General features: G+C 47.5%; 15 protein-coding genes. 12 read left to right on the top strand and 3 right to left on the bottom strand.

Features of this window, described 5'->3' with window-relative positions:
- Positions 1-203, top strand: a 203-nt coding sequence (locus E0496_RS36100; RefSeq protein ID WP_206669719.1) for a hypothetical protein, incomplete at its 5' end; no start/stop codon positions are given.
- 173 nt (positions 204-376) lie between these two features.
- Here the strand turns inward: E0496_RS36100 and E0496_RS36095 are convergent.
- Positions 377-724, bottom strand: coding sequence for a hypothetical protein (locus tag E0496_RS36095; RefSeq protein WP_206669718.1), 348 nt, complete (start codon positions 722-724; stop codon positions 377-379).
- Between the two features lie 756 nt (positions 725-1,480).
- Here E0496_RS36095 and rsmD point away from each other — a divergent pair.
- Both rsmD and coaD read left to right on the top strand, forming a co-directional pair.
- On the top strand, positions 1,481-2,074 hold the full coding sequence (gene rsmD, locus E0496_RS06505; protein ID WP_141500817.1) for a 16S rRNA (guanine(966)-N(2))-methyltransferase RsmD: 594 nt from the start codon (positions 1,481-1,483) through the stop codon (positions 2,072-2,074).
- Positions 2,061-2,564: a pantetheine-phosphate adenylyltransferase gene (gene coaD / locus E0496_RS06500; protein ID WP_141500816.1), complete on the top strand. Its 504-nt coding sequence runs from the start codon at positions 2,061-2,063 to the stop codon at positions 2,562-2,564. The genes rsmD and coaD overlap by 14 nt, the downstream gene beginning before the upstream one ends.
- A 44-nt stretch (positions 2,565-2,608) precedes the next feature.
- Here coaD and E0496_RS06495 read toward each other — a convergent pair whose 3' ends face one another.
- The gene (locus E0496_RS06495; RefSeq protein WP_141500815.1) at positions 2,609-3,841 is read right to left on the bottom strand and encodes a nucleoside recognition domain-containing protein; all 1,233 of its coding nucleotides are present in this window, start codon (positions 3,839-3,841) and stop codon (positions 2,609-2,611) included.
- A 209-nt stretch (positions 3,842-4,050) separates the two neighbouring features.
- On the opposite strand from E0496_RS06495, the gene E0496_RS06490 reads away from it, so the two are divergent.
- Positions 4,051-5,112, top strand: coding sequence for a S16 family serine protease (locus tag E0496_RS06490; RefSeq protein ID WP_161601329.1), 1,062 nt, complete (start codon positions 4,051-4,053; stop codon positions 5,110-5,112).
- Positions 5,113-5,147: 35 nt separating this feature from the next.
- On the opposite strand, the gene E0496_RS06485 is transcribed toward E0496_RS06490, so the two are convergent.
- A complete protein-coding gene (locus tag E0496_RS06485) occupies positions 5,148-6,395 on the bottom strand; it encodes a nucleotidyltransferase (RefSeq protein WP_141500813.1) in 1,248 nt (415 codons plus the stop codon).
- Positions 6,396-6,580: 185 nt separating this feature from the next.
- Between E0496_RS06485 and E0496_RS06480 the strand changes: the two genes are divergently transcribed.
- The 8 genes from E0496_RS06480 to E0496_RS06445 all read left to right on the top strand — a co-directional run bounded on the left by E0496_RS06480 (position 6,581) and on the right by E0496_RS06445 (position 12,363).
- On the top strand, positions 6,581-7,078 hold the full coding sequence (locus E0496_RS06480; RefSeq protein ID WP_241674613.1) for a YceD family protein: 498 nt from the start codon (positions 6,581-6,583) through the stop codon (positions 7,076-7,078).
- A 39-nt stretch (positions 7,079-7,117) separates the two neighbouring features.
- Positions 7,118-7,291, top strand: a complete 174-nt coding sequence (rpmF, locus tag E0496_RS06475) for a 50S ribosomal protein L32 (RefSeq protein ID WP_021880971.1) — start codon at positions 7,118-7,120, stop codon at positions 7,289-7,291.
- A gap of 331 nt (positions 7,292-7,622) precedes the next feature.
- A complete protein-coding gene (fapR, locus tag E0496_RS06470) occupies positions 7,623-8,219 on the top strand; it encodes a transcription factor FapR (RefSeq protein ID WP_175598018.1) in 597 nt (198 codons plus the stop codon).
- Positions 8,203-9,192, top strand: a complete 990-nt coding sequence (gene plsX, locus E0496_RS06465; RefSeq protein ID WP_141500810.1) for a phosphate acyltransferase PlsX — start codon at positions 8,203-8,205, stop codon at positions 9,190-9,192. The genes fapR and plsX overlap by 17 nt, the downstream gene beginning before the upstream one ends.
- 9 nt (positions 9,193-9,201) lie before the next feature.
- A complete protein-coding gene (locus E0496_RS06460; protein WP_141500809.1) occupies positions 9,202-10,188 on the top strand; it encodes a beta-ketoacyl-ACP synthase III in 987 nt (328 codons plus the stop codon).
- A gap of 145 nt (positions 10,189-10,333) precedes the next feature.
- Positions 10,334-11,257 carry an ACP S-malonyltransferase gene (fabD, locus tag E0496_RS06455; protein ID WP_141500808.1) on the top strand — a complete coding sequence of 308 codons (924 nt, stop codon included), beginning with the start codon at positions 10,334-10,336 and terminating at the stop codon, positions 11,255-11,257.
- A 31-nt stretch (positions 11,258-11,288) separates the two neighbouring features.
- Positions 11,289-12,038, top strand: coding sequence for a 3-oxoacyl-[acyl-carrier-protein] reductase (fabG, locus tag E0496_RS06450; protein WP_141500807.1), 750 nt, complete (start codon positions 11,289-11,291; stop codon positions 12,036-12,038).
- Positions 12,039-12,129: 91 nt separating this feature from the next.
- A complete protein-coding gene (locus E0496_RS06445; protein WP_053375686.1) occupies positions 12,130-12,363 on the top strand; it encodes an acyl carrier protein in 234 nt (77 codons plus the stop codon).
- Positions 12,364-12,400 lie beyond the last annotated feature (37 nt).

Below are 12,400 nucleotides of genomic sequence, written 5' to 3'. Positions count from 1 at the left end.
ATCTTTTTACAACCTGTAGTTTTACATCTAATGAAATTGGACTCCTTTTTGACAAAGCAAAAACTCCCATCATGGTAGAAGTAGAGGTTTTGTTTTTTCTACTGTCTACTATGATGGGAGCATATCAATATCGCTTGGTGGGCTGTTTTGCTATTTTCCCAGGCGCTTGGAGTTTTATTCTACCTAATTTCTATCATTTTTAATATTTTCGTTTAGCTTACGAGTGAGATCGTTCTATTGAATAAGAAAATGTGTGAACATACCATGTCATTCGTCTTGTCCGTTATTTAAATACTAGCATATCTTTAATAGGTGGTTACTCATTCAAACTATGAAATGGAGTGTTCATTAAGCATGACGGTTAAAAAAATTGTCGTTACGAAAAGTTGTAAAAAAAGATCGCCGCGAAAAAAACGTTCTTGTAAATCGGTTTCAATACAAACCATATTATTGGAGCAATTGCAATTTCAAGCACAATTACAATCACAGCTACAAGCCCAATCACAATCCGAACTACAATTTCAGGCACAAGTACAGTCACAGTTACAAGCCCAAGCACAAACCCAGTTACAATTTCAAGCCCAAGTACAGTCGCAGTTTCAAGCCCAAGCGCAGGCTCAATTAGAGGCGCAAATTCAACTGCAAGCGCAAATACAAGCACAGCATCAGGCACAATTACAATTCCAAATGGAAATGCAAAGTCAGATGCAATCGGATAAAACAATTGTGAATATCAATCCTTGTGACTGGCCACCTCCACCACCACCAACCTGATGTAGTTGTGTCAACGATCAATGGTATGCTCTTTTTAAAAGCCACCTGCGAGTTTAGCATTAGCTATGAGGCTTTTCTATTTTGATATTATCTAGTAATGGGAGATTTAAGCGATATGATTTAGTATATAAAAGTGGACTCCAGCGAATAACGCTGGGGGTTTTTTTTTACTCGAAACCGAACATTTGTTTGTGTTTGAAGAACGAACATTCGCATTGGAGTGATAGGAATGATTGAAAGCTTTGTCGGCGGGACTGTGCAAATGATCTACAACGAATGAATAGTAAACATTTTAGCTCATTTATTAGATGAGTTTTTTATTTTAAAAACAGAACGACAAATGAACGACAAAGGGATTTTATGAGAGCTTTAACTTTTACAAATATGCTTAAAACCCTTATAAATAAAGGAATTTACACAAAAAATCGGAGCCCTCTTTCGAGAGCTCCTTTTCATGGGAGAGGAGAAACCGGATGAAGAGCTTATGGGGAAACGTAAGTCTTCTCCGCGGTTGTCTACGACATCTTGCGACGCCGATAAATACATTTTGTCCGCATAACTGGAAAATATACATGGGTCTGCGAATGAATATTGTTGAGTTTGTTTTGGAGAAAGGTAATGCTCATATTTCGACATCCTTCTACTTTATTATGAAAGGGGTTCTATGGTACGATAGGCGGGAATGAGATAGAAGGGGGCAATTGCAGTGAGAGTCATTGCGGGCGAGGCCAAGGGCCGCACGCTGAAGGCTGTGCCTGGTATGAACACGAGGCCGACAACGGATAAGGTGAAGGAAGCTATTTTCAGCATGATTGGACCTTACTTCGATGGTGGAATGGCGCTGGACCTGTTCGCAGGTACGGGGGGATTAGGCATTGAAGCTTGGAGCAGAGGAATCGAACGAACGGTGTTTATAGACCGTGAGAAAATAAGTGTCGATACGATCCGTCTCAACGTCGAAACGGCGAAGATGGGCAGTGCCGCTGAAATTTATAGGAATGATGCAGAGCGTGCATTGAAAGCGCTAGCGAAGCGGGAGCAGAGGTTCCGGCTTGTTTTTCTTGACCCGCCATACAAATTGATTACGATGGATAGTTTGATGGCTCAACTTGCGGCCAATGAAATGCTCGAGCAGGATGCAATCATTGTCGTCGAGCACGATGCCGCGCATGCCTATCCGGAGCAGCTTGAACAATTTGACCGATTAAAGCACGCGAAGTACGGAGATACCGCCGTGTCGATTTACCAATACTACAACGCTGGCAGTCACGACGGGGGAGAATCAGATGTTAATGAATAAACAAGAGCGAGTCGCGGTTTATCCGGGCACTTTTGACCCGGTTACGTATGGTCATTTGGATATTATTCGTAGATCCGCTAAGCAATTTGACCGGTTAATTGTAGCTGTATTGAATAATTCAAGCAAAAATCCGTTGTTCAGCGTAGAAGAGCGCAAGGCGCTCTTGTCGGAAGTTACGCGAGATATACCAAATGTTGAAATTGACAGCTTTCGAGATCTGCTCGTCCGTTTCATGAAATCGCGCCAAGCCAACGTTATTATTAGAGGAATTCGTTCGGTAACGGATTTTGAATACGAGCTGCAGTTGGCGTCAACCAATCATCTTCTTGATGCTGAGATCGATACCATGTTTATGATGACTAATCCGAAGTATTCCTACTTAAGTTCGAGTATAGTGAAGGAAATAGCGCAATTTCATGGAGCTGTGCACGAGCTTGTACCTCCGGTCGTAGAGCAGCAATTACGCGAGAAATATAAAGCAAAGAGCTAATGGTTTCATAGGTAAAAGGTATATAAACTCTATCTGTATCTCTATCATGTTTTTTGGGTTTTTCGATAGGGGAGCAGCATTATGGCTAAAGCAATAACGATCAGTGCAATGATTGCACAGGCTGTCAGGGAGTGCTGCCATAATAAAGGAAGCTCACTGACTTTTAGGGGTACGGCGGAGTAAGTGCCTAACGCGTCATCTGGAGAATCGAAGGCAACAAAGGTTGGTGTAGAGCCGGGCGCAAGCAAAGGGCGCAGCAACGATGTAATTGGATGCCACAGGACAACCATAAATAGACAAGCGTGCACGGCATGAGCCGCTCTCCAGGCGATAAAGGGCAGCAGCTTCAGATCTGTCCCAGAGATGGAGTAGCCGGCTTGCAAGATACCGCTTAACCCGCTCCAGGCAAGCACGGCGGCGATGGCAGCCGCATTGGCGAGCGTACTCGTTCCAGGGGCATCCCACACCGCTGCGGCGTAAGCGCCGAGATGGCCTTCAAAAAAAGCTTGGCCGATAAAGCCAAGACCCGCCTGGTCTAGAAGCGGGGAGAGGAGCGGCTCCGCAAGCTTGGCGAGAACGGCCGCGAAAATCATAAACCCGCCGATCATCATAAGTTTTTGAACGCTGGTGGCTACGGAATCGCCCAGTGCTTTGCCAAAGCTTCTTCCATCCTGCTCTCGGCCTAGCCGGAGCGCCTCGGCAGCTTGATGAAGCATGCTTGGTTTTTGTTTGTTTTCAGCGTGTGCACTAGCCGTAGGGAGATTACTTTGCTCTTTCCGGCTAAACAATGTTATTAGCAGCATGATCCAAATCGCGGAAAGCCATACCGCAGTTGCGATAATGAAACCGGCAATCGGTTTATGCAGAAAACCAGCCCCAATAACGACGAGCATAAACAAGGGGTTAGGCATGTGAGAAAGGGCTAGCAGACGCTGGCCCTGTTGTTTTGATACGATGTTTCTTTTACGCAGGGAAGCTGTTGCTTCCGCCCCTCCAGGGTAACCGCCCATCCAGCCCATTACGATGGTTAGTGCTGCTTCGCCTGGCAGCTTGAACAGTCTGCCCATCAGCGGCTGCAGAAGTGCTCCGATCGCATGCGCAAGCCCGAAGGCGGCAATTAACTCATATAATACGAGAAAAGGCAGCAAGCCGGGAAAAACGATGCTCCACCACACCGTCAATCCTTTCAGTGAAGACTGGAAAGCAGCATCCGGCTGTAAAATGATGGCGACAACAAGCAAGAGGGATAGGAACGCAAGCAAAACCGTTTTAGCCAAAGCTACTCAACTCCTTTGTTTCGAAGGGAGAACACCGTCATTGACTTGTCCGCAATTAGATGCTGAGCATGAAGGCTCGGACAATCGTATACGTTAATTAGTACGCCGGTAATGCTTGGGTTATACCATCTGGCTGTCCTAATGCGTCCATCATGCGGTTGTTGTTAGAATTGGTTTGGAATTTTGGAAGCTCAAATGGAGGCCTCCGTATGCTAAAGCAAGGATCCAATATACGTAGTGTGGTTTTATATGTGTTGTCTACAGCTGTTCTGATGTGGGCGCTGCTTTATGCGCCTACTCCTTATGTTGCCTATGAACCAGGCATAGCCGTTCCGGTCAAGCCAATGGTAGCTATTGAAGAGGGGGATGAACTTGGAGAGGGAGATTTATTGCTTACGGCTGTTAAATTGACGGAGCCGAATTTTTTACGCGCGATCCAGTCGGTCTGGAATTCGAATGTGGAGCTGCACCTCAAAAAAGATGTACTCCGAGGGTATTCAAAGGAACAGTATGCAGCAAGATTGAACGTCGTCATGCAAGGCTCTCAAAATAACGCCATTGAAGCCGCGTATCGCTACGCGGGTTTACCCTACGAGACACGCACGGAAGGCATTATTATATCCGATGTAGCTGCAAACGCTGAAAAAGGCTTCCCTATGCGCTTCTCTTTCGAGGCTGGAGATCGGATGCTTGCGATTAATGGGAATACCGACTTTGGAAGCGGTGAGGAGTGGCTTGAGAGGCTGCGTGGAAGCAGCAAGGATAAGCCTTTGATATTTGAAGTGGAGCGGGGCGACACCAAGCTTAGCATCGTGTATCCAGCTGATACATTAGAAGCTTTTATGACAGACGTGCAGCTTCTGGAGGCGATCGGAATAAAGAATCTGACGGAGCTGCGGAGCATAGAACCAGTAGACGGGGACAAGCGCTTAACGATAGCGGCAGGAGAAATTGGTGGACCTTCTGCGGGCTTGGTGTTTGCATTGCAGTCTTTGGATCTTTTGACGGAGGGGGATTTATCTGGCGGGCACCGGATCGCTGCGACGGGTACGATTACCATAGAAGGTAATGTTGGCCCAATCGGCGGCATCAAACAAAAGATTGTCGTAGCAAGCCGTGAAGGAGCAGAGCTATTTCTAGTGCCAGCGGGCAATTTCAAGGAAGCCAAGGCAAAGGCAAGCTCGCTTGGAACTAATATGAATGTTGTTAGCGTGGGAACGCTGCAGGAAGCCTTGGATCAAATCGAGGCATTCGAAGCAGCGTCCGTTTAATCGTATTTACATCCCAGCGTTATTGCGCGATAATATTATTCCATCGTAATGGGCTTGTCCATAAAATCACGGAATAAGGATTTTGACGATGCGAACCCGGGCTGCCCTAGCATATAAACACTGCTGGCCTGCGTATCCAGCTCCAGATAACGGTAGGATTGGGACGCTCTTGCGGCGCTAAGCAGTACCGGCAGTTTTGCTGTGCTGCGCATGCGGCGAAGTAATTGCTTTCCTTTTTCCGAAAATCCTAGTACTCTTATATATTCAACACCTGCTAAGAGTCGATCCGGAGTGAAATCTGCTTTGTGATGACCAAGAAGAATCGCCAGAAGCGCACGTTGAAGCTTAGTGCGTGTGTACCTCTTGGTTTTCAACGTGTCTAACAAGCTTTCGAATTGGAGCGATGCAAGCTTTGGCATGGCATTTCCTATGCGATGCTCCAACCCTTCCGTTATTTCGTGCATCTCGGCAAGCTGAGCTGGCGTGCGAGTAAGAATGGCATGAAGCAACGCGTTTGTATAAGGTTCCCAACTCATCGGGCAATGTCCAGCCAGCCATTCTTGCTGTAAAATGCGGAAGGTGGACGCTGGCACATAGGCTTGCGCTGCTTCGAGGGAACGCTGTTCAAGCAGCAACTTGCGAATCGCTGTTGCGCTTGCGATCTGGCGATCGGTGACGGTTTGTTGACTATACTGCGCTTTCTCGCGCGTGATCGTAAAGGGTTCCATTTTTCCTTTCAATCGATGGTGAGCAATCAGATAGTGAAGGCCTAACGTATGATTGGGAAGCGCAAATGGAAAATTAACGGCATCGACATATCCTTGATCTGATAAATAGCTGGTGATGGCGCTGCTGTATGCGCTTGGGTAGCTTACACCGGTTTGAAGCCGCTGCATAAGCAGGCTTTTGAAAGCAGCAGGCTCGTCTGCAACGATCTGGGCAGCCTGGAGCAGGGGTGCAAGGTCTCCGTTCTCGGTACCGAAGCAGAAGCTGTCTACAACGCCTGTTGCTTCCAACAAGGATACTGCACCGTAAGCAAACCATTCGGCAGCTTGCGTTGCATAAGCCACGGGAAGCTCGATGACGAGATCGCAGCCGCCTTCTAGCGCCATTTTGGTCCGGGCCCATTTGTCGAGCAAGGCTGGTTCACCGCGCTGCAGGAAATGTCCGCTCATTACGGCTACGACTGCGTCTGTTTGCGTTATTTTGGCCGATTGTTGCAAATGATACAAATGACCGTTATGAAATGGGTTGTATTCGACAATAAGTCCCACCGTGCGCATTCGCTTGACCTCTCTTTAGTTAAATGTTGGTGGTTTCACTATAGCATAGAGAAGGCGCTCAATCACGGGCTGCTAATGGCATTAAGTAAAAACAGTGTGAAAATGTTGACAAAACAGTAGTCTGATAGATATAATAATCTTTGTTTGTTTGGGGTGATCTGATGCAGTTTCATATTCAAGAAACAATGTCCAAAGGCTTAAAATTGACAATCGATGAAGAGTTGAATGTCAGTGACCTTTTTAAAGGACGCCAAGATGTTTATCGTACGGGACCGCTCCATGTAGCGCTTCAGGTGACAGGGCACGAAAGCTTTATTGAGGTTAATGGCAAGCTTGCCATTGATTTCGAACTTGCTTGCGCGCGCTGCCTTGATCCAGTGCAAGAGCATACGGTTATTGCTTTCTCTGAAGTGTTCAAACGTCCTTCCTCTAAAGAGGATCGCGATGAAGATGCGGAAGAGGAAGAAAGTGATTTCATTGAGGTGGATGGGGAAAGACTGAATTTGATGCCTTATGTGGAAGAAGCGCTTCAATTATTCATGCCTTATGCTCCGCTTTGCCGAAATGACTGTAAAGGTCTCTGCCCAACTTGTGGACAGAACTTAAATGAGCACAAATGCGACTGTTCGACGGATAAGATTGACATCCGTTTTGCAGCGCTGAAGGATCTGTTTAAGGAATAAGCGAATGTAACGATTGATTTTTTGAAGGAGGTGTTAAATATGGCAGTACCTCAGCGTAGAACATCCAAGACTCGCCGTGATAAACGTCGTACGCATTTCAAACTTGCAGTACCGGGCATGGTGAAGTGTGAGCAATGCGGCGAGCTGAAATTGGCTCACCACGTATGCAAAGTTTGTGGATATTACAAAACTAAAGAAGTCATCTCCCAATAGTGGATTGATTTCAGGGATAGCACTCCATCATTTGATGGGGTGCTATTTTTTGTTGAAAAATATCGCTATTTAAGTCCATGTTACAGAACAAATCTGTCGTCCTTGTGCACTTGTTCAGAGTAATCCTAATGTGCTAAGCTTATTTAATATTGCGACATTGGGGAGCGAGATTGCGCTTAGACGTATTTTTTTATATACTTAATTAGTACCAGGTGATAAGATCAAGCAACATACATAGACTTAATATGCATATGTATTTTATAAAACATCAACGCGGATCTTGCAGAGTTTAACTTCAATCTAATTAAAGGTGGTGCCGAATATCGAACGAATGCCCAAACGGCAGCGGCATCAGCAGCTTGCCCGGTATATTGATGAAAATCCCTTTATTACCGATCGGGAGCTCACGCGACTGCTAAAAGTAAGCATCCAGACGATTCGGCTCGACCGTATGGAGCTTGCCATACCGGAGCTAAGAGAACGTCTGAAGCTGATGGCAGAAAGATCCTATGATTCCGTTCGGTCCTTGCCCTTGCATGAGGTTATTGGTGATATTGTGGATCTTGAATTGGACAAGAGCGGTATTTCTGTATTTGAGATCAGGGAAGAACATGTTTTCTCGAGAACCGGAATTGCTCGCGGCCATCACGTCTTTGCTCAAGCGAATTCACTGGCAGTTGCTATTATAGATGATGAGATTGCACTTACAGTAACAGCAGATATTAGATTCATTCGTCCCGTCAAGCTCGGCGAGAAATGTATTGCCAAGGCTTATGTGCGCTCGATTTCGGGGGAGCGGAGCAAAGCGAAGGTTGAGCTGTTTACTTATGTTGGAGATGAAATGGTGTTTCAGGGTAACTTTGTGATTTATCGGTCCGCGGGAGATACAGATGCTGAAGGAGGAAACGAGAGTGCGGATCGCTATTGATGCTATGGGCGGCGATAATGCTCCTGGCCTGATTGTGCAAGGAGCGCTTGATGCCGCTGCGCAGTGGCCGGATACGGAGCTGCTGCTTGTCGGAGAAACGTCGGTGATTGAGCCGCTTATGAAAGGACAGAAGCCTGCTAACGTGACGATTTGCCATGCGGATGAGGTCATTGGTCCTGATGATGAGCCTGTGAAGGCGGTTCGCCGCAAGAAAGGGGCATCCATGGTCGTTGCTGGGCAGCTCGTTCGCGAGAAGCAGGCAGATGCAATGCTTTCGGCGGGCAACACAGGTGCTCTAATGGCTACGGGGCTGCTAGTCGTAGGAAGAATGGACGGAATTGAACGGCCAGCGCTAGCGCCAATGATGCCAACCATGGACGATGTGGGCATTCTAACGCTCGATTTGGGAGCAAACATGGATGCGAAGCCGGAGCACTTGCTGCAATATGCGATTATGGGCAGCATTTACCGAGAAAAGGTGCATGGATTAGAAAAGCCGCGAGTAGGGCTTTTAAACGTTGGTACCGAAGCGATGAAAGGCAATGAAATGGCGAAAGCTGCATTTGCCCTGCTAGAACAAGCACCGGTTCATTTTATCGGAAATGTGGAAGCAAGAGATGTTTTGAACCGGAATTGCGATGTATTGGTATGCGATGGCTTCGCCGGCAATATTATGCTTAAGGCGATGGAGGGTGCAGCGGGTACCATTTTCACATCGCTTAAGGATGCATTTGGTGAATCCTTATTGACGAAGCTTGCCGCAGCGATCATGCTGCCAAAGCTGCGGTCATTGAAAAAAAGAATGGACTACAAGGAGCATGGCGGTGCGCCATTACTGGGCCTTAACGGGCTGGTAGTCAAATGCCACGGCTCTTCCGACGCTCTTGCTGTGAAAAACGCTGTAAGGCAAGCGCGAAGCGCGATTCAGGGTCAATTGATTGAAACGATTGCAGCAGAAATCAACGGGAAGTGAGTGTGCGAAATGGGTTTACATCCTGTAGGAATTCTAGGAACTGGCAAGTATGTTCCTGAACGTATTTTATCGAACAAAGAGCTGGAAGCGATGGTAGAGACGAACGATGAATGGATCGTTACGCGCACAGGCATAAAGGAACGCCGTCTAGCAGCAGCGGACGAAGCTACTTCTGATCTTGCGCTCTATGCATCGCAAAAGGCGATAGCCGCTGCTGGCTTGACAGCAGAGGATATTGATTTGATCATTGTTGCAACGATTACGCCTGATATGTTCTTTCCTTCGACGGCGTGTCTTCTGCAGGATAAGCTTGGAGCGAAAAAAGCGGCGGCATTCGATTTGTCAGCAGCATGCTCAGGCTTCATTTATGGACTGGCAACAGGCTCAAGCATGATTGCCAGCGGCATGTATAAGCATGTACTCGTTGTAGGTGCGGAGACGCTCTCTCGCATTACCGATTATACGGACCGCAATACGTGTATTCTTTTTGGCGATGGAGCTGGTGCTGTAGTGCTCGGGCAGGTTGAAGAAGGCCGCGGTTTCCAATCCTTCAAGCTCGGGGCAGATGGCAGCGGCGGGGATTTGCTTAAAGTAAGCGGCGGAGGCTCCCGTATACCGGCAACGGAGGAAAGCGTTCAAACCAAGCAGCATTATATTCATATGGCTGGCAATGACGTCTTTAAATTCGCAGTAAGAATAATGGGCAGCGTTGCAGAGGAAGCTTTGGAAATGGCTGGCATTGCGAAGGAAGACATCAGCCTGTTGGTTCCTCACCAAGCGAATATTCGTATTATCCAATCTGCACTAAATCGACTGAATTTGTCTGAGGACAAAGCTATGATTAATTTGGATCAATATGGAAATATGTCTTCGGCTTCGATTCCAGTTGCTTTGGCGGAAGCTGTTGAGCAAGGACGTGTGAAAGAAGGCGACAAAATCGTGCTCGTGGGTTTTGGCGGCGGCTTGACTTGGGGCGCTTCGGTTCTTGTTTGGTAATTTAAAGTATGCAGGACAACAGTTCTTATCCTGAAAAGAAGCTTCATTTGCATTCTAATTAGGATCGGTTTATATTTCACCGCGGAATGGCATTGTCGCTCTTGTGAGGGCACAAGCGGTTTACGCGTGTAATGGAGGAATTCAATTGAGTAAAACGGCATTTGTATTCCCAGGACAAGGCGCGCAGGCCGTGGGGATGGGCAAGGATATTTATGACGCTTATAACCAATCGCGGGCTGTTTTTGAACAAGCCGATGAGGCACTGGACTTTTCCCTAAGCAACATCATATTTGAAGGGCCTGAAGAGACACTCAAACAAACGGCGAACACACAGCCTGCGCTGCTTACCGTTAGCGTGGCTATGTTGGAAGCATTGGCGGAACGTGGTCTGAAGGCGGATTATGTAGCTGGCCACAGCCTGGGTGAATATAGTGCTTTGGTTGCTGCAGGTGTATTGTCATTTGAAGATGCCGTTCGTACCGTTAGGGCACGCGGCCAGTTTATGGAGCAAGCAGTCCCAAGCGGACAAGGTGCGATGGCGGCCGTACTAGGTGCTGAACGTGAGACATTGGCAGCACTTTGTGCAGCTGTGACAACAGAGGGTTCAGCAGTTGAACTGGCGAATGTGAACTGTCCCGGACAGATTGTCGTATCAGGAACCGCAGCGGGCGTACAAGCTATTGTCGAACGCGGCAAGGAAGAAGCTGGCGCCAAACGCGTCATTCCCCTAGAAGTCAGCGGACCCTTTCACTCCTCGCTGATGAAGCCTGCAGCCGTTAATTTGGAGTCTGTTCTAGCTGGCATCCAGATGCAAGATGCTGCTATCCCCGTTGTTGCAAACGTTACTGCACGCACGGTGACGGCAGCAAATGAAATTCGAGGGCTGCTTGTAGAACAGGTCTATTCACCCGTATTATGGGAAGACAGCATTCTCTATCTGATTGAGCAGGGCGTGGATACTTTTGTAGAAATTGGTTCAGGTACAGTTTTAGCTGGCTTAATCAAAAAAATCGACAAAAATGTTCGCGTCATATCGGTAAACAGCAGTTCTGCGCTCGAAGCGCTTTAGGAAAAGATTGAAGTAGAGTGGAGGCGATAGAATGTTTGCCAGCTTGGAAGGTAAGAAAGCACTTGTAACCGGAGCATCGCGCGGCATTGGGAGAGCGATAGCTGTCGCTCTTGCCGAAGCAGGTGCCGATGTTGCCATCAACTACTCCGGAAGCGAAGCAGCGGCAGCAGAAACAGCACAGGCTGTGGAAGCGCTGGGAAGGCGCACAATCGTCATCAAGGCGAATGTCGGTAAAGCGGACGAGTTTGACTCGATGGTCAAGGAAGTAATCGAGCAATTCGGATCGATTGACATCTTGGTGAATAATGCGGGTATTACAAGAGATAATTTAATCATGCGTATGAAGGAAGACGAGTTCGACCAAGTCATTGAAACGAACCTTAAGGGTGTGTTCAATGGGATTAAGGCAGTCACACGTCCGATGATGAAGCAGCGTTCGGGCCGCATTATCAACATTTCATCCGTTGTTGGCGTGCTCGGCAATCCTGGCCAAGCGAACTATGTCGCGGCTAAGGCAGGCGTTATTGGCCTTACCAAGGCCAGCGCGCGCGAGCTCGCCTCCAGGGGCATCACTGTTAACTGCGTTGCCCCTGGCTTTATACAAACCGAGATGACGGATAAGCTTCCGGAAGAAATGCGCCAATCGTTAGCCGGCCAGATTCCGCTTGCCCGTCTCGGTGATCCGAGCGACATCGCAAACGCGGTCCGTTTTCTTGCTTCGGATGCCTCCGCCTATATGACGGGGCAAACGGTGCATGTGGACGGCGGCATGTATATGTAACACTGATTAATTTGGCAATTCGGAATTAAAACGGTTACGTATGGCATTTTATCTTTAATTCTCGTATAATACCATGGAGGAGGTGAACCGGATGTCCGAAGTAGTAGATCGCGTAAAACGTATCGTCATCGACCGACTTGGCGTGGACGAAGCGGAAGTTACACTAGAAGCTTCATTTAAAGATGACCTCGGCGCTGACTCTCTTGATGTCGTTGAATTGGTCATGGAGCTAGAAGACGAGTTTGATATGGAAATTTCTGATGAAGATGCTGAGACTATCACCACTGTGGGAGAAGTAGTTAAATACATACAATCTCATACGTAAGAAGGACAAGTCCCGTTTGTAACAAACGGGACTTCTC

The sequence above is a fragment of the Paenibacillus luteus genome (assembly GCF_006542765.1).
Classification (GTDB): domain Bacteria; phylum Bacillota; class Bacilli; order Paenibacillales; family Paenibacillaceae; genus Pristimantibacillus; species Pristimantibacillus luteus.
The sequence above is the reverse complement of the archived record's forward strand: the minus strand, read 5'-3'. Positions and strand labels throughout refer to the sequence as shown.

What these genes read in the sequence shown, in the direction of transcription:
- coaD (WP_141500816.1), top strand. Translation starts at nt 2,061, where the DNA reads ATGTTAATGAATAAACAAGAGCGAGTCGCGGTTTATCCGGGCACTTTT.
- E0496_RS06490 (WP_161601329.1), top strand. Translation starts at nt 4,051, where the DNA reads ATGCTAAAGCAAGGATCCAATATACGTAGTGTGGTTTTATATGTGTTG.
- E0496_RS06485 (WP_141500813.1), bottom strand. Translation starts at nt 6,395, where the DNA reads ATGCGCACGGTGGGACTTATTGTCGAATACAACCCATTTCATAACGGT.
- E0496_RS06480 (WP_241674613.1), top strand. Translation starts at nt 6,581, where the DNA reads ATGTCCAAAGGCTTAAAATTGACAATCGATGAAGAGTTGAATGTCAGT.
- rpmF (WP_021880971.1), top strand. Translation starts at nt 7,118, where the DNA reads ATGGCAGTACCTCAGCGTAGAACATCCAAGACTCGCCGTGATAAACGT.
- fapR (WP_175598018.1), top strand. Translation starts at nt 7,623, where the DNA reads ATGCCCAAACGGCAGCGGCATCAGCAGCTTGCCCGGTATATTGATGAA.
- E0496_RS06460 (WP_141500809.1), top strand. Translation starts at nt 9,202, where the DNA reads ATGGGTTTACATCCTGTAGGAATTCTAGGAACTGGCAAGTATGTTCCT.
- fabG (WP_141500807.1), top strand. Translation starts at nt 11,289, where the DNA reads ATGTTTGCCAGCTTGGAAGGTAAGAAAGCACTTGTAACCGGAGCATCG.
- E0496_RS06445 (WP_053375686.1), top strand. Translation starts at nt 12,130, where the DNA reads ATGTCCGAAGTAGTAGATCGCGTAAAACGTATCGTCATCGACCGACTT.